Annotated in this window: 16 protein-coding genes; 6 read left to right on the top strand and 10 right to left on the bottom strand. The window is 72.3% G+C overall.

From position 1 onward, the window contains the following. Nucleotides 1-5: 5 nt before the first annotated feature. Nucleotides 6-749, bottom strand: coding sequence for an SDR family oxidoreductase (locus tag BM064_RS02645; protein ID WP_092857526.1), 744 nt, complete (start codon nt 747-749; stop codon nt 6-8). Nucleotides 750-881: 132 nt separating this feature from the next. Here BM064_RS02645 and BM064_RS02640 point away from each other — a divergent pair, with 132 nt between their 5' ends. Both BM064_RS02640 and BM064_RS02635 read left to right on the top strand, forming a co-directional pair. After that, a complete protein-coding gene (locus BM064_RS02640) occupies nt 882-1,982 on the top strand; it encodes a matrixin family metalloprotease (RefSeq protein ID WP_092857524.1) in 1,101 nt (366 codons plus the stop codon). A 114-nt stretch (nt 1,983-2,096) separates the two neighbouring features. Further along, nucleotides 2,097-2,474, top strand: coding sequence for a hypothetical protein (locus BM064_RS02635; RefSeq protein ID WP_092857522.1), 378 nt, complete (start codon nt 2,097-2,099; stop codon nt 2,472-2,474). A gap of 36 nt (nt 2,475-2,510) precedes the next feature. Here BM064_RS02635 and BM064_RS02630 read toward each other — a convergent pair whose 3' ends face one another. The 7 genes from BM064_RS02630 to BM064_RS02600 all read right to left on the bottom strand — a co-directional run bounded on the left by BM064_RS02630 (nt 2,511) and on the right by BM064_RS02600 (nt 9,388). Next, complete coding sequence (locus BM064_RS02630) at nt 2,511-3,302, bottom strand: helix-turn-helix domain-containing protein (protein WP_092857520.1); 792 nt, start codon at nt 3,300-3,302, stop codon at nt 2,511-2,513. Between the two features lie 83 nt (nt 3,303-3,385). Then, complete coding sequence (locus tag BM064_RS02625) at nt 3,386-4,270, bottom strand: GNAT family N-acetyltransferase (RefSeq protein ID WP_092857518.1); 885 nt, start codon at nt 4,268-4,270, stop codon at nt 3,386-3,388. Between the two features lie 164 nt (nt 4,271-4,434). Next, the gene (locus BM064_RS02620) at nt 4,435-5,106 is read right to left on the bottom strand and encodes an aspartate/glutamate racemase family protein (protein ID WP_092857516.1); all 672 of its coding nucleotides are present in this window, start codon (nt 5,104-5,106) and stop codon (nt 4,435-4,437) included. A 5-nt stretch (nt 5,107-5,111) separates the two neighbouring features. After that, nucleotides 5,112-5,954 carry an ABC transporter permease gene (locus BM064_RS02615; RefSeq protein ID WP_092857514.1) on the bottom strand — a complete coding sequence of 281 codons (843 nt, stop codon included), beginning with the start codon at nt 5,952-5,954 and terminating at the stop codon, nt 5,112-5,114. Nucleotides 5,955-5,957: 3 nt separating this feature from the next. After that, nucleotides 5,958-6,872, bottom strand: coding sequence for an ABC transporter permease (locus BM064_RS02610; RefSeq protein WP_245779021.1), 915 nt, complete (start codon nt 6,870-6,872; stop codon nt 5,958-5,960). Between the two features lie 139 nt (nt 6,873-7,011). Next, nucleotides 7,012-8,304: an ABC transporter substrate-binding protein gene (locus BM064_RS02605; protein ID WP_218160938.1), complete on the bottom strand. Its 1,293-nt coding sequence runs from the start codon at nt 8,302-8,304 to the stop codon at nt 7,012-7,014. 94 nt (nt 8,305-8,398) lie between these two features. After that, a complete protein-coding gene (locus BM064_RS02600; protein ID WP_092857510.1) occupies nt 8,399-9,388 on the bottom strand; it encodes an ABC transporter ATP-binding protein in 990 nt (329 codons plus the stop codon). Between the two features lie 349 nt (nt 9,389-9,737). Here BM064_RS02600 and BM064_RS02595 point away from each other — a divergent pair, with 349 nt between their 5' ends. Beyond that, the gene (locus BM064_RS02595) at nt 9,738-10,532 is read left to right on the top strand and encodes a GntR family transcriptional regulator (RefSeq protein ID WP_092857508.1); all 795 of its coding nucleotides are present in this window, start codon (nt 9,738-9,740) and stop codon (nt 10,530-10,532) included. Nucleotides 10,533-10,641: 109 nt separating this feature from the next. Here BM064_RS02595 and hemP read toward each other — a convergent pair whose 3' ends face one another. Together hemP and BM064_RS27330 are read right to left on the bottom strand one after the other, a co-directional pair. After that, nucleotides 10,642-10,755, bottom strand: a complete 114-nt coding sequence (gene hemP, locus BM064_RS02590; RefSeq protein WP_092857691.1) for a hemin uptake protein HemP — start codon at nt 10,753-10,755, stop codon at nt 10,642-10,644. A gap of 122 nt (nt 10,756-10,877) precedes the next feature. Continuing rightward, on the bottom strand, nt 10,878-11,036 hold the full coding sequence (locus BM064_RS27330) for a hypothetical protein (RefSeq protein ID WP_177236122.1): 159 nt from the start codon (nt 11,034-11,036) through the stop codon (nt 10,878-10,880). 324 nt (nt 11,037-11,360) lie between these two features. On the opposite strand from BM064_RS27330, the gene BM064_RS02585 reads away from it, so the two are divergent. The 3 genes from BM064_RS02585 to BM064_RS02575 all read left to right on the top strand — a co-directional run bounded on the left by BM064_RS02585 (nt 11,361) and on the right by BM064_RS02575 (nt 15,961). Then, nucleotides 11,361-12,506: a TAXI family TRAP transporter solute-binding subunit gene (locus tag BM064_RS02585; protein ID WP_092857506.1), complete on the top strand. Its 1,146-nt coding sequence runs from the start codon at nt 11,361-11,363 to the stop codon at nt 12,504-12,506. 223 nt (nt 12,507-12,729) lie between these two features. Then, nucleotides 12,730-13,893, top strand: a complete 1,164-nt coding sequence (locus BM064_RS02580; RefSeq protein WP_245779020.1) for a TAXI family TRAP transporter solute-binding subunit — start codon at nt 12,730-12,732, stop codon at nt 13,891-13,893. A 103-nt stretch (nt 13,894-13,996) separates the two neighbouring features. Further along, a complete protein-coding gene (locus BM064_RS02575; protein WP_092857504.1) occupies nt 13,997-15,961 on the top strand; it encodes a TRAP transporter permease in 1,965 nt (654 codons plus the stop codon). The last annotated feature ends 123 nt before the right edge of the window (nt 15,962-16,084 follow it).

The raw sequence follows: 16,084 nt of genomic DNA, 5'->3' as shown, positions 1-16,084 counted from the left end.
CCCCCTCAGCCCCGCCCGATCAGCGGCATCTTCGTCGCCATGATCGTCAGCCACTGCATGTTCGCGCTCAGCGGCAGCGAGGCCATGTGCAGGACCGAGTCCGCCACGTGCTCCACGTCCATCAGCGGCTCGGGTCGCACCGAGCCGTCGGCCTGCGGCACGCCCTTGCCCATCGCCTCGGTCATCTCGGAGGCGGCGTTGCCGATGTCGATCTGGCAGCAGGCGATGTCGAAGGGCCGCCCGTCGAGCGACAGCGCCTTGGTCAGCCCCGTCATCGCGTGCTTGGTGGTCGAATAGGGGAACGACCCCGGCCGCGGCGACTGGGCCGAGATCGAGCCGTTGTTGATGATCCGCCCGCCCTTGGGATCCTGCCGGCGCATCCGCGCGAAGGCCTCCCGCGCGCAGAGCACCGAGCCCGTCAGGTTCACGTTCAGCGACCGGAACCAGTCGTCGAGCGGCGTCTCGTCGATGGTGGCCGACCTGGTGAAGATGCCGGCGTTGTTGAACAGCACGTCGATGCGCCCGAAGGCGGCCTCGGCCGCGTCGAACAGCGCGGCGACCTGCGCGGGATCGGTCACGTCGGTCGCCACGCAGAGCGCGCCCGGCGCCCCGCCCGCCGTCTCCTCCAGCGCCTCCCGCCTGCGGCCCGCCAGCGCGACCTTCCAGCCGGCGGCCAGGAACCGCCGCGCCGTCGCCCGCCCGATCCCCGAGCCCGCCCCCGTGATCACGATCGTCCGCGTTTCGGTCATCCCGCATCCTCCCCGCCGGCCTGTTCTTGAAGCGCGCCCCCGGGCCCGCTAACGCTCGGGGCGCGACGCGGTCGAGAGAAGCCCGCCCGCCCGCCGATTGCAACCCGGCCCGCCGGCCGAGCAGGAGAGCCGATGCCCCGCATCGACGTCCATGCCAGCAAGTGGAGCGGCCTGCCCCACGGCACGCCCGGCGGGACCGTGACCTGGTCCTTCGCCGCGCCCAACGGCTTCAACGACTTCGCAGCCCCCCTGACCGACCCCGGCCTGCAGGCGCTGGCCGCCCGCGCCTTCGCCGCCTGGGCGGCCGTCGCCGACGTCCGCTTCGCCTTCGCCGGGGACGACGCGGCGCTGATCGAGATCGGGTGGAGCGCGCTCGACGGGCCCGGCGGCACGCTGGCCGAGACCCTCTCCAGCCGCCGGGGCGGCGAGCAGCTGCGCGCCGCGGTCCGCCTCGATGCGGCCGAGCGCTGGAACCTCGACCCCGCCCACGACCCGCTCGGATCGCAGGAGGTGAACGCCTACGCGATCCTGGCGCACGAGATCGGCCACGCGCTCGGGCTGGGCCACGACCCGCGCGCCGGCTCGCTGATGAACGCCTTCGCGGGGGCGGCGCTCGACCTCACGCTGCGCGACGCGATCCGGGCGGCGGCGCTCTACGGCCCGTCTCCGGATCCGGGCGGACCGGGCGACGACCTGCGGGCCGGCGACGGGGGCGCGGACCGGCTCAGGGGCGGCGGCGGGGACGACCTGCTGGCGGGGCTGGGCGGCGGCGACCGGCTGCAGGGCGGCGCGGGCGCCGACGACCTGCGCGGCGGGCCCGGCGCGGACCTCCTGGGGGGCGGCCTGGGGCGCGACCGGCTCGCGGGGGGCGCGGGCGCCGACCGGCTGGCGGGCGGGCGCGGGGACGACGCGCTCGACGGCGAGGCGGGACGCGACCGGCTCGCGGGCGGCGGAGGCGACGACCGGCTGCGCGGGGGCGACGGCCGGGACCGGCTGCTCGGGGGCGGAGGCGCCGACCTCTTCGTTCTGGACGAGGCCGAGGGCCGGCGCGACGCGGTCGCCGACTTCACGCCCGGCGAGGACCGGATCGAGGTCCTCTCCGGCGCCGACGGCTTCGCCGGCCTGCGCCTGCGCGAGCGGCCCGACGGCGCCCTGATCCGCGACGGCGACGCGCGCCTGCTGCTCGAGGGGGTGGAGGCCTCGGCGCTCGACGCCGGCGACTTCCTGTTCTGAGGCGGCCGGCGCCGGGCCCTGCGCCGGCCGCGCGACGACGACCTGCCACGTAATCGACCCGACTCCGCGCCTGCGCGAGGCTCCTCCCGTCCCGATCCAAGAAGGAGACGAGAGATGACCGAGAGCCTTTCCCTGCGCGCGCTGCTGCGGCTCGACGCGCTGACCTGCCTGGTCTGCGGGCTGGCGCTGAGCCTGGGCGCGGGCCCGCTGGGCGCCCTGTTCGGCCTGCCGCCGGCGCTGCTGCTGGGCGCGGGCCTGGCCCTGTTCCCCTGCGCGGGGCTGATGGCGCTGGCGATGCGCCGGCCCGCCCGCCCTCTGGTGGCGCTGATCGTCATCGGCAACTGGGCCTGGGCGGCGGCGAGCCTCGGGGTCCTGGCCCTGACCTCGCCCTCCGCGCTCGGCGCCGCCTTCGTGCTGGCGCAGGCCGCCCTCGTCGCCGCCTTCGCCTGGGCCGAGGGCCGCGCCGCCGCCCGCGCCCCGCAGCCGGCCTGAGACCTCCGGCCGCCGGCCTCGCGGGGCCGGCGGCCGTCAGGCCCCGCGCAACGCCTGCGCCGTCGCCTCGTCGGCGGGAAAGAAGCACTCCAGCGCCAGTTCCGACAGCGTCACCTCCGCCGCCGTTCCGAAGACGGTGGTGGTGGAGAGGAACGACAGCTCCCGCCCCCCCATCACCAGCTTCAGCGGCACGGCGACGCCGCCCAGCGGGTCCGGATGCGGGCGCGGCGCGGGGCGGGGGGCGGGGTAGGCCGCCAGTTCCTCGACCAGCGCGTCGAGCTCGGGGTCCGGCGCCAGCGCCGCCTGGCCGCGCAGCCGCTCCAGCACATGGGCGCGCCATTCGGCCAGGTTGGCGATGCGGGGCGCGAGGCCGCCGGGGTGCAGGGTGACGCGCAGGGCGTTCACCGGCCCCTCCAGCAGCGAGGCGTCCTCGACCAGCGCCAGCATCGCCGCGACGCCCGCGTTGGCCGCGAGGATCGTCCAGCGCCGGTCGACGGCGAGCGCGGGGAACGGCTCGTGCCCCTTCAGGATCCGCTCCACCGCCGCGCGGGCCGCGGCCATCTCGGGCGCGTCCAGCGGGCGCTCCGGGTAGACCGGGGCGAAGCCGCCGGCGAGCAGGATCGCGTTGCGCTCGCGCAGCGGCGCCTCGAGGCAGTCGGCCAGGCGCAGCAGCATCTCGCGGCTGGGCCGCGCGCGTCCGGACTCGACGAAGGACAGGTGGCGCTGGGAGATCTCGGCCTCCAGCGCGCAGGCGAGCTGGCTCATCCGCCGCCGCCTGCGCCAGGCGCGAAGGTGGTCGCCGACGCTGGGTTGGGGGGATGCGGTCATGGGATCGGCCTCCGGCTGCAGGGACCGGAGGCTAGGGCCGCGAGGGGGGCCGCGTCGATGACCCGCGAGGTAATCGGACCGCCTCAGCCGAGTTCGAAGGTGGTCACGCCCCAGGTCCAGCCGACGGGCAGGTCCGGCGCCTCGCCCCGGTACATGCGCGCGGTCTCGAAGGCGGGGACCAGGCCCGCGGCCTCGGCCATGGCGACGGCGGGGGCGTTGGCCTCCGGCACGTCGAGGCTGACCGCGGCGCCGGGCGGCGCCAGCGCGCAGAGCGCGGCGAAGAGCCCGCGCGCCGCCTCCGGGTCGGGGGCGAAGAGCGGGCCGATCTTGAAGCCCGCGCGGCAGTCGCGGATCGTGCCCACGCCCGCCAGCCCCCCGTCGCGGATCGCGACGAGCGAGCGGCGGCGCACGCCCGGCGCGGGCAGGATCCAGCCCGCCGCGAACCGGTCGCGCGGAGCGCCGTAGCAGGCCCGGTCCAGCGCCAGGATCGCCGGCAGGTCGCCCGGCTCGGCCGCGCGGATCTCGATCCCCGCGGGCGCCGGGGGCAGCGCCGCGGGCGTCCCGGTGAAGCGCACGTTGCGCCCCACCCATTCGAAGCCCGACTTGCGGTAGTTCTCCTGCTGGGCCGGCACCCCGTCGAGGCCCACCGTCCGTTCGCCGAGATAGTGCATCCCGGCCTCCCAGATCGCGAGGCCCAGTCCGGCGCCGCGCGCCTCGGGCCGCGCGATGTAGAAGCCCAGGAAGCCGAAGTCGGCCGAGACCCGCACCACCGAGATGCAGGAGACCGGCGCTCCGTCCTTCCAGGCCATCCAGAAGCCCCGCGGGTCGGCGGCGAAGAAGGCGTCGAGGTCGTCGAGGCCCGGGTTCCACCCCTCCGCCGCCGCCCAGTCGACGGCGGTCGCGAACTCCTCGCGGGTCGCGGGGCGGATGGTCAGGCCGGGGGGCGGGACGTAGAGCGAGCTCGGCATGGACCCGAGAGGCCCCGCCCCCGCCCCGCCTGTCAAGCGCAACCTGCATCGGATCGAAGGCGATCGCCGGCGCGCAGGCGGCCGGCGATCGGGCCGGCGACGGGGTCGGCGGGCGGGCGCCTCGCGGGCGCAGCCCGCGACAGAGCCGCCCCGCCGGCCCCCGCTCAGGCGGCGCGCATCCCCGGAAGCCCGTGCAGCGCCTCGGCGAGGCGCACCGCCGCGGCCACCCCGTCGATCACCGGCAAGCCCGCGTCGCGGGCCATGCCGTCGGCGAGATGAGCCATGCCCGCGCAGCCCAGCACCACCGCCTCGATCCCGTCCTCGGCCGCCGCGCGCAGCACCTCCTCGCGCACCGCGCGGGCCGAGGCCTCGGGGTCCTCCTCCAGCGCCAGCACCGGCACGCCCGAGGCGCGGACCTTCGTGCAGCGTTCCCCGAACCCGTAGCGGACCGCGTTCTCCGCGATCACCGGCACCGAGACCTCGAGGGTCGTGACCACCGAGAACCGTCGCCCGCGCAGGGCCGCCGCCATCATCCCCGCCTCGCCGATGCCGATCACCGGATGGGGGGCGCTCGCCTTCAGCTCCCACACCCCGGTGTCGTCGAAACAGGCCACGATCGCCGCCGTGGGGGAGAGCCGCGCCGTCTCGGCCGCGTGCAGCGCCAGCAGGTGCGGCAGCGCCGCCTCCCCGTCCGCCGCGCCCTGGATGGCGGGGGGAGAGCCCGCGGGGTTCACCGCCGCGATCTCCGTCCCCGGCCCGGCCACGGCCCGCGCGGCCGCCCCGATCGACCGCGTCATCGAGGCGGTGGAGTTCGGGTTCACGATCAGCAGGCGCATCGCCCTCACACCATCCCCTTGCCGGCGTCCGAGGGCCCGCGCGCCTTGCGCCGCCGGGTCAGCGCCACCGCGCCCAGCGCCGCGCAGATGATCAGGAAGCTGAACACCGTGGTCAGCGTCCCCAGCGCATAGAGCACCGGCGTGGTCACGTTGGTGGTCATGCCGAAGATCTCCAGCGGCAGCGTGTTCCTCGACCCCGCGGTCATCAGCGTGCGCGCGAATTCGTCGTAGCTCAGCGTGAAGCCGAACAGCGCGACGCCGATCAGCGAGGGCCCGATGATCGGCAGCACCACGTGGCGCACCGTCTGCCAGGGCGTGGCGCCCAGGTCGCGGGCGGCCTCCTCGTAGCTCTTGTCGAAGCGGTTGAACACCGCGAACATGATCAGCAGGCCGAAGGGCAGCGTCCAGGTCAGCTGCGCCCCGAAGGCCGAGCTGAACCAGTTCGGCGTGATGCCTGCGATGTCGAACATCAGCCCCACCCCCAGCGAGACCAGGATCGAGGGGATGATCAGCGAGGTCACGGCGAGGTAGAACAGCCAGGTCGCGCCGACGAAGCGCCGCCGGAACGCCAGCCCCGCCATCACCGAGACCACCACGGTCACCGCCATCACCATCAGCCCCAGCATGAAGCTGCGCGAGAAGGACCCCCAGAAGTCCCCCACCGCCTGCTGCTCGAACAGGTCGAAGAACCAGTGGGTCGAGACCCCGTTCATCGGAAAGGTCAGCCCCCCCGAGGGCCCCTGGAAGCTCAGGATCCCGATGGTCACGATCGGCCCGTAGAGAAAGGCCACGAACAGGGCGAAGAAGATCGCGAGGACGTAGAAGGCCGCGCCGCGTTTCTCGGACATGGCTCAGAGCTCCTTGCGGATGTCGACCAGCCGCAGCATCACGGCGATCATGATCAGCACCGTGATCAGCAGCACCACCGCCGAGGCCGCGGCGGCCGGATACTGCAGGAGCGCGATCTCGTTCTGGATGATCCGCCCCACCGAGGCCGACTGAGACCCGCTCATGAACCGCACGGTGATGAAATCCCCCATCACCAGCGTCACCACGAAGATCGAGCCGATCATCAGCCCCGGCTTCGACAGCGGCAGGATCACGTTGGTGAGGATCTGGAACCCGCTCGCCCCCTGGTCCCGCGCCGCCTCGATCAGGCTCCGGTCGATGCGCATCATCGAATTGAAGATCGGCACCACCATGAACAGCGTGTAGAGGTGCACGAAGGCCAGCACGACCGCGAAGTCCGAGAACAGCAGGAACTCCAGCGGTTCGTCGATCACGCCAATGCCCTGCAGGAACTGGTTCGCCAGCCCGTTGCGCCCCAGGAACGGCACCCAGGAGATCATGCGGATGATGTTCGAGGTCCAGAACGGGATCGTGCAGACCAGGAACAGCGCCACCTGCCACACGGTCGAGCGGATGTGGAAGGCCAGGAAATAGGCCGCCGTGAAGCCGATCGAAGCGGTGAACAGCCACGACAGCGCCACGTATTTCAGCGTGTTGAGATAGGTCGCCCAGGTCACCGACGAGGACAGCAGATACTCGTAGTTCTCGAAGGTGAAGTCGGGGAAGAAGTCCCACTCGTTGTAGCCCCAGAAGCTGACGGTGACGATCACCGCGATGGGGATCAGCAGGAACACCGCCAGCACCAGGGCCAGCGGGCTCACCAGCAGCCAGGAGGCCAGCCAGCCGGGCAGCGTGCGCACCTCTGAGGCCTGGGACGTCTCCGCCGGCGGCGCGGCGTCGAGCGGCATGTCGGTCATCTCGGCGTCCCTGCATGTCGGGCGTTGCGGACCCCGGCCCCCGCCGCGCAGGCGGAGGCCGGATGCGTGCGAGGGGGTCGGCGGGCGGGCGCCTTTCGCGCCGCAGGCGCGAAACAGAGCCGTCCCGCCGACCGCGCCGTCAGGCGGCGATGAACTCGTTCCACTTGCGCACGAGGTACTTGTTCTCGTCCATCACCGCGTTCCAGCAGGCGACCGAGCCCATGCGCTCGTAGAACGAGCCGCCGTCGCGGACTTCGCCGGCCTGGGCCATCACGTCGCCGAACGGGTTGGCGATCGGCTCCACGGCCTCCTTGCCCTCGAACCAGTAGCCCCACTCGTTCTCGGTCATGAACTCCTTGGAGGTCTCGGGCACCGCCGAGTAGTAGCCCTGGCGCATCAGGAAGCCGCCGACCCAGCCCGAGAGATACCAGTTGATGTACTCGTAGGCCGCTTCGAGCTCGATCCCCGACAGCGCCGCCGACAGGCCCAGACCGCCGCCCCAGCTCCGGTAGCCCTCTTCCAGCGGCTGGTAGACGCAGGGGATGCCCTTCGACTTCACCGCGGTGATCGCGGGCGACCACATCGACTGGATCACCACCTCGCCCGAGGCCATGAAGTTCACGCTCTCGTCGAAGCTCTTCCAGAAGGCGCGGAACTGGCCGCGCTTCTTGGCGTCGGTGAAGATCGCGATGGTCTTGTCGATCTCCTCCGTCGTCATGTTGCCCTTGTCGCCGTACTGGATCTCGCCCATCGACTCGCAGACCATGGCCATGTCCATGATCCCGATCGAGGAGATGTCGAGGATCGAGGCCTTGCCCTGGAACTCGGGGTTCAGCAGCTCATGCCAGTTGTTGATCGGCCGCCCGATCAGGTCGGGGCGGATGCCCAGCGTGTCGGCGTTGTAGATCGTGGGGATCAGCGTCATCCAGCCGGTCTCGGTATCGGCGAAGGTCTTCGAGCCCGGACCTTCGGTGAAGCCCACCGTATGCGGCGCGGTGCCCTGGGCGATGACGCTCTCAGGCGTCAGCTTGCCCGATTTGAAGATGCCCACGATCTTGTCGTAGTTGGCGATTTTCGAGGTGTCCATCGCCTGCAGGTTGCCCGCGCCCCAGACCTTCTTGCAGATCCAGTACTCGATGTCGGCGATGTCGAAGCTGTTGGGCTGCGTCGCCGCGCGCTGGGTGACGCTGTCGGAATCCAGCGCCGTCATCTCCAGCGTGAAGCCCAGGTCCTCCTTCACCTTCTGCGCCACCTCGTTGAGGTTCGAGACGCCCGTGCCGAACTGGCGCAGCGTCACGTCCTTGATCTCCTGCGCCCAGATCATCGGCGCGCCCAGCACGCCCGACCCCGCCGCCGCGCCCACCGCGGCCGCGCCGCCCTTGAGCACCGCGCGCCGGCTCCAGCCGCCGTTCTTCGTCGTGACTTTCTTCATCTCGGTCATGCCCTGTTCCCTTCTCCCTGTTGCAGGACGGCCAGGCGGACCGCCCCGGATGACTGCGGCGCGCGCCTCTTGCGCGCGCGGCGGCTCACGCCGCGAGGCGGTGCGCGTCCTCCGGCTGCCAGGCCAGCGTCACCGCGTCCCCCACCTGGACCGGATCGACGTAATAGGCGTGGTCGGGGATCACCGCGGTGATCTCGCCCGCCGCCCCCGTTGCGGCGCAGACCGAGACCGAGGCGCCCAGGTATTCGACGTCGCGGATCACCGCCGAAAGGCCCTCGACGCCCGCGCCGGGGCGCGCGACCCGGATGCGGTCGGCGCGCACCGCAAGGCTCGCCGGCCCGTCCTTGATCACGTTGTGCCCGCCGATGAAGCGGGCCACGAACTCGGTGCGCGGGGCGTCGAACACCTCGCGCGCCGGCGCGGCCTGCTCGATGCGGCCGGCGTTCATCACCACCACCAGGTCGGCCAGCGCCAGCGCCTCGTCCTGGGAGTGGGTGACATGCACGAAGGTCAGCCCCAGCTCGCGCTGGATCTTCTTCAGCTCGCCCCTCATGCGGATGCGCAGGAACGGGTCGAGCGCCGAGAGCGGCTCGTCCAGAAGCAGCGCCTGCGGGCGGGTGATCAGGGAGCGCGCCAGCGCCACGCGCTGCTGCTGGCCGCCCGAGAGCTGGCTCGGCAGCCGCTCGCCGAACTGGCCCATGTCCACGAGGTCGAGCATCTCGCGCGCCTTGCGCTCGCGCTCCTCCTTCGCGGTCCCCTTCATCTTCAGGCTGAAGGCCACGTTCTCGACGATCGACAGGTGCGGGAACAGCGCGTAGCTCTGGAACATCATCGAGGTGCCGCGCTTGGCGGGCGGCAGGTGGTGGATGCGGTGGTTGCCCAGCAGGATGTCGCCCTCGGTGACGCTCTCGTGCCCGGCGATCATCCGCAGCGTGGTGGACTTGCCGCAGCCCGAGGGGCCGAGCAGGCAGCAGTAGGCGCCCGAGGCGATCTTGAGGTCGATGCTCTCGACCGCCAGCGCCGTGCCGTAGCGCTTGGTGACCGAGACCAGCTCCAGCGTCTTGTCGTCGACCATGCCCTGCCCGTCCCTTCCCATGCCGCGCGTCGCCCGTCCGCGACCCCGACGACGCAGCAAGCCGCGTGCCAGTTTCGCCGCCCGGCCCCGCGCGCGCCGCAGCGACAGGCAAGCCTGCGCGTCCCACGGCGGGATCGCGCGGCGCCGCAGCCTGCTGCAAGGCGGGATCGGCGTCCATCTGCCGAAGGCGCGGGCGCCTGTGCAGGGGGGCGCCGCATCCATGGGCATATCGAACACGATGTCAGGGTTGTTCGTATCCGTTGAACATGGAATCGTATCCGATCACCCGGCTTTGCTTCCCCGTCCCGGTTGCGCTAACCATCAGGCGAGACAGCTTGCAGGAGCGGCGATGACCCTCGGCGACAGCAGCCCCGGCCTCGAGGAGGCCGCCGCGGCGGAGGACGGAGGCGCCGCCCCCGGCCCCGCCTTCGGCGAGGAGGCCGCGCGCCTGTTCTCCCTGCCTCCCGGCCGCGCGCTCGACATCTGCGCGCGCCTGCATTCGGCGATCCTGGAGCATCGCATCTCCCCCGGCGCGAAACTGTCGGAGGACGAGGTCGGCGAGCTCTTCGGCGCCTCGCGCACCGTGGCCCGGCAGGCGCTGCACGCGCTGGCCCATTCCGGCCTCGCCACGATCGAGCGCAACCGCGGCGCCTTCGTCGCCCGCCCCACGCGGCGCGAGGCCAACGAGGTCTTCGAGGCCCGCGCCCTGATCGAGCCGCGCATCGCGCGGCTCGCCGCCGAGGTCGCCACGCCCGAGCACTGCGCCGCCCTGCGCGCCCATCTCGCGCACGAGCACGTCACCGTGGCGGCCGACGACAAGGGCCGCGCGCTGGCGCTGTCGGGGGATTTTCACGTCCGGATCTGCGACATCGCCGACCAGCAGGTGCTGGCGGGGATGGTGCGCGCGCTGGTGGCGCGCTCGTCGCTGATCATCGCGCTCTACTGGCGGCGGGCGGATGCGACCTGCGAGAGCCACGCCCACTCCGCCCTCGTCGAGGCGCTGGAGGCCCATGACGGGGAGGCCGCGGCCGAGATCATGCGCGGGCACATCGTCGACCTGCGCTCGGGCCTCGACCTCGACGAGCGTCCGACGCCGCCGATGTCGCTGGCCCAGGCGCTGACCCGGCCCGCCCCGTTCCGCTGACCGCACCGGCTCCGCGGCGCGGGGAACGCGAAAAGGGGCGCGCGGCGCCCCTTTTCGGATCGGTCTCCGGGCGCGGCGCGGGCCCCGGGGGCCCCGCCGCGCCGGCGGATCATTTCGTCAGGATCAGCTTCTTCAGCCGGGTCACCCGCAGGGTGTAGACCGAGCCGTCGAGGACGATGCGCGCCTCGGAGCCGCCGCCGGTCAGGGCGCGGGCGTCGTGCATCGGGGGCGATTTGAGCTCCGCCTCGCGGCGGGCGCGCTCGGCGCCCGGCACAAGGGCGCGGGCCTCGGCGGTCTGCGCCTCGGCGGCGGGGGAGCCAGGTTCGGAAATCGGTCGGAGATAGCTCATCTCGCCTCCTCAAGCCGGTCGAGCCAGCGTTCAACACTGATGTCGAGCGGGGCGAGGTCGCCGGTCAGCAGCGCCGTCCAGGCGTCGGATCGCTCGGCCGTCGGTCGGGGAAGGCCCGCCGCCGAGAAGGTCCGCCTGAGAAGGGTCCGCAGCATGCGTCCGCTCCGCTCCAAGTCGCGTCAGACGCCGATTCGACGGGGCCGATCCCCTCTCCGTCGGCGTCTCCCAATTTTCTGAGCGAAACAGTCGGATTCGTCAATCCCGATCATCGCGCTCAGGATTGCGGCGCCGCAACGTCGCCCGGGGCGTGAGGCCCGATTCACGCTTTCCGGCCCATCCGGCGCCCCGGGGTCCGGTTTCCGCGCCGGGCGCCGCGCCCGTCACCTTGACTGCCGGCAGGTTTCTCGAAAGTCTGACGCCGCAAAAGCAACCGACCAAGGCCGGATCAACGCGGCCGGATCGACCACCGGGAGGAAATCATGAAGCATCTTCGCGCGCTCTGCGCCGCGGGCGCCGCGGCCGCTGCGCTGGCCGCCCCCCTGCACGCCGCCGACCTCGAGCTGCCCGACCAGCTCGTCTGGACCGCCTACGACACCGGCTCCTCGGGCTATTCCCAGGCGGTGGCCATCGGCGCGGCCATGCAGGACGCCACCGGCACCAACCTGCGCGTGCTGCCCGGCAAGAACGACATCGCCCGCATGGAGCCGGTCCGCCAGGGCCGGGCGCCGTTCTCGGCGATGGGCGTGGGCATCTACATGCTCCAGGAGGGCGTGTTCGAGTTCGGGACCGACCGCTGGGGCCCGCAGTCGGTGCGCCTGGTGTCGATGAACAACTCCGGCGAGGCGGCGCTGGCCGTGGGCGTGGCCGCCGACGCGGGCGTCGAGACCTACGCCGACCTGAAGGGCAAGCGCGTCGCCTACGTGAAGGGCGCGCCCGCGCTGAACGTGAACATGGAGGCCTACCTCGCCTACGGCGGCCTGACCTGGGACGACGTCGAGGTGGTCGAGTTCGGCGGCTACGGCGACAGCTGGAACGGCATGGTCAACGGCGACGTGGACGCGGCCTACGCGATCATGACCTCCGGCTCGGCCTTCCAGATGGAGACCTCGCCCCGCGGGCTGATGTGGCCGCACATCGATCCGGAGAACAAGGAAGGGCTCGCGCGGATGCTGGCGATCGCGCCCTACTTCCAGCCGGTCGTGGCCACCAAGGGCGCCGTCGCCCAGACCACCGAGGGGGGCATCCCCTCGGCCGCCTATCCCTACCCCGTGCTGATCGCCTACGCCGACCAGGACGAGGAGCTGGTCTACAACCAGACCAAGGCGATGTTCGAGCTGTTCGACGCCTACTCGGGCAAGGCGCCGGGCATCGACGGCTGGGCGCTGGAGTACCAGAACTTCGAGTGGGTGGTCCCCTACCACGACGGCGCCATCCGCTACTACAAGGAGGCCGGCGTCTGGACCGAGGCCGCGCAGGCCCATAACGACGGCCTGATCGCGCGCCAGAAGGTCCTGCAGGACGCCTGGGCCGCGCTCGAGGCCGAGAAGCCCGCCGACTGGGAAGCCGCCTGGGGCGAGGCGCGCCGCAAGGCGCTGAAGGACGCGGGCCTGCCGGTCGTCTTCTGACCGCGCGCGGCGCGGCGGGCGGGGGGAGAGGCCCCTCCGCCCGTCCGCGCCGTCGCCCGTTTTCCCGTCGAAGGCCCGGCCCGACGCCGGACCCGCCGAAGACCGGGGCGCCCGCGATCCGCGCGCGTCCCGCCGCCGCTCCCCGTTCGCCGCCCCCTCGTCCCGACGAGGCGCGGCGCGCGGGCGTCGGCCGACAATCAGAAACCACAGGAGGAGACCTGTCTTGCCCCCCACCGTTCCGTTCCGGAAAACCGCCCTGTCGCTCGTCGGCGCCCTGGCGCTGACGCTGCCCTTCGCAGGCCCGGCGTCGGCCGAGTTCGACCTGCCCTCGACCGTGGCGCTGACCGCCTATGACACGGGCTCGACGGGCTTCAACCAGATGATCGCCATCGGCGGCGCCTTCAAGGACGAGGCCGGCGTCAGCCTGCGCGTCCTGCCCGGCAAGAACGACATCGCCCGCGCCGCGCCGCTCCGCCAGGGGCGGGTTCCGTTCTCGGCCTTCGGGGTCGGGCACTACATGATGCAGGAAGGCGTCTTCGACTTCGCGGGCGAGGACTGGGGTCCGCAGCCGGTCCGGATGCTGATGACCAACTTCGCCGGCAAGCTCGGCCAGGCGATCGCGGTCACCAAGACCTCGGGCATCGAGACCTATGAGGACCTGCGCGGCAAGCGGGTGGCCTGGATCAAGGGCTCGCCGGCGCTGAACGTGAACACCGAGAGCTACCTCGCCTACGCCGGCCTGACCTGGGACGACGTCGAGAAGGTGGAGTTCGGCGGCTACGCCGACAGCCTGACCGGCATGATCAACGGCACGACGGACGCGGCCTTCGCCTCGATGACCGCCGGGGGCATGTACCAGGTCGAGGCCTCGCCCGAGGGCCTGCACTGGCCCCGCGTCGATCCCGCGAACGCCGAGGGCGTGGCGCGGATGAAGGACGTGGCCCCCTACATGCGCACCATGACCGCGACCGAGGGCGCGGTGGCCGAGACCACCGAGGGCGGCATCCCCACCGCCGGCTACCCCTACCCCGCGATGATCGCGATGGAGGAGACGGACGCGGACCTCGTCTACAACTTCACCAAGGCGATGTACGAGACCTTCCCCGCCTACCAGGGCAAGGCCCCGGGCATCGACGGCTGGGCGCTGGAGCAGCAGTCGCTGGAGTGGGTGGTCCCCTACCACGAGGGCGCGATCCGCTACTACGAGGAGGTCGGCGCCTGGACCGAGGCCGCCCAGGCCAACAACGAACGGATGATCGAGCGCCAGAAGGTGCTGATGGACGCCTGGGCCGAGCTGAAGGCGCAGGCGCCCGCCGACTGGGACGCGGCCTGGAGCGAGGCCCGTCGCAAGGCCCTGGCCGACGCCGGCTTCAAGCCGGTCTTCTGAGCGCCCGAGCGATCCTGCGCCGCGCGGGCCGGTCCCGCGCGGCGCCTCCCCCAACGCCGATGACAGGGCGCCCCCGCGGGGGCGCGAACCCGGACGGAGACCCATGGACGAGGCCGACCGCCGCGAGCTCGAAGGAGCCGCCCCCGCCCCCCTGCCCCCGCTGGCCCGTGCGATCGTGATCGCCGGCACGGTGGCGTCCGTCGCGCTCGCGGCGCACCAGCTGTTCAACTGGCAGGCCTTCGGGATCGTGCTGATCGAGGGCCGCTACCTCTACATCCTCGGCGCCATCTTCCTGATGATGACCTTCCTGGTCTTCCCGGTCTCGCGCGAGAAGGGGCCGGGCCTGCTGGACTGGATCCCCGCCGTGCTGGCCGCGCTTGCGGGGGGCTATTTCGCCTGGACCGCGGACCAGAGCCTCGAGCAGGGCTGGGAATACGCCGCCCCCGAGGAGGCGGCCTGGGTCTCGATCGTGCTCTACGTCCTGATCCTGGAGGGGACGCGGCGCGCGGGCGGGCTGGTCCTGTTCCTGATCGTGGCGGCCTTCTCGCTCTATCCCACGGTCGCCGACATCATGCCCGACCCGCTGTCGGGCTTCGCCTCGCCGTTCATGGCGCTGGCGCCCTACCACATGATCTCCTCCGAAAGCTCCTTCGGCATCCCGATGAAGGCCTTCGGCAGCCTGGTGATCGGCTTCATCGTGTTCGGCGCGGTGCTCCAGCAGACCGGCGGCGGGCGGTTCTTCAACGACCTGGCGCTGGCGCTGGTCGGGGGCTTCCGCGGCGGCGCGGCCAAGGTCGCGATCTTCGCGAGTGGCTTCATGGGCTCGATGTCCGGCTCGGTGATCTCGAACGTGCTGACCACGGGGGCGGTGTCGATCCCGGCGATGAAGCGCACCGGCTTCTCGGCCCGCTACGCCGCGGCGACCGAGGCCTGCGCCTCCACCGGGGGCGTGCTGATGCCCCCCGTCATGGGCGCCACGGCCTTCGTCATGGCCTCGTTCCTGTCGCGGCCTTACGTGGACATCGCGCTGGCCGCGGCGATCCCGTCGCTGCTGTTCTATTTCGGCCTGTTCATGCAGATCGACGCCTATGCCGCGCGCCGGGGGCTCAAGGGCCTCGAGCCCGGCGAGGCGCCGACGCTCCGCGCCACCTTCGCCGAGGGCTGGCCCTTCATCGCCGTCTTCGCGGTCCTGATCTTCTTCATGGTCGCCCTGCGGCAGGAGACGCTGGCCCCGTTCTACGCCATCGCCCTGCTGCTGGTGATCAACCAGCTGCTCAAGCGCCAGCGCTTCACGATCAAGAGCTTCGGCGACCTGATCGTGGGGATCGGCCGGGCGCTGGCCGAGCTGACGGCGGTGCTGCTGGGCGTGGGGCTGATCGTGGGCGCGTTCTCGGCCACCGGCCTCGCGGGCACGCTGGTCAACGAGCTGGTGTTCATGGCCGGCGACTCGACGCTGGCCCTGCTGGCGATGGGCGCGGTCACGGCCTTCATCTTCGGCATGGGGATGACGGTGACGGCCTGCTACATCTTCCTCGCCGTGGTGCTGGCGCCGGCGCTGGTGCAGGCGGGGCTCAACGAGCTCGCCGTCCACCTGTTCATCCTCTACTGGGGCATGGTCTCCTACATCACGCCGCCGGTGGCGCTGGGGGCCTTCGCCGCCGCCACCATGGCGGGCGCCGGGCCGATGCGCACCGGGTTCGAGGCGATGAAGCTGGGGGGCGTGATCTACCTCGCGCCGTTCTTCTTCGTGCTGAACCCCGCCCTGGTCGGCGAGGCGCCGGCCTGGGAGGTGGCGCTGACGCTCACAACCGCGCTGACCGGGGTGATCTTCATCGCCTCGGCCCTGCAGGGGCATGTCAGCCTGCTTGGCGACCTCGGCTCCGACCTCAAGGGGATGGCGCTGCGCACGATGCTGTTCTTCGCGGGCCTCGCGCTCGCCATGCCCGGGGACGGCGAGCTCGGCCTCGACCGCTGGGCGCTGAACGGCGTGGGCGTCGCGCTGGCGATCCTGCCCTTGATCGTGGCCCGGGCCACCGGCAGCCGGGCGAGGCCGCGCGCCGCCGCCTGAGCCCGCCCCCTCCCCGCGACCCCGCCCCGCCCCGCGCCGGCCCCGGCGCGGGGCTTCGCTTTGGATCGAACCAAAACTGCGACCGCGAGGACACATGGATAAGGACGCCTTCCTTCCCTAGAT

Source organism: Albimonas pacifica, from assembly GCF_900113695.1.
GTDB lineage: Bacteria > Pseudomonadota > Alphaproteobacteria > Rhodobacterales > Rhodobacteraceae > Albimonas > Albimonas pacifica.
This window is presented reverse-complemented; position numbering and strand designations above follow the sequence as displayed.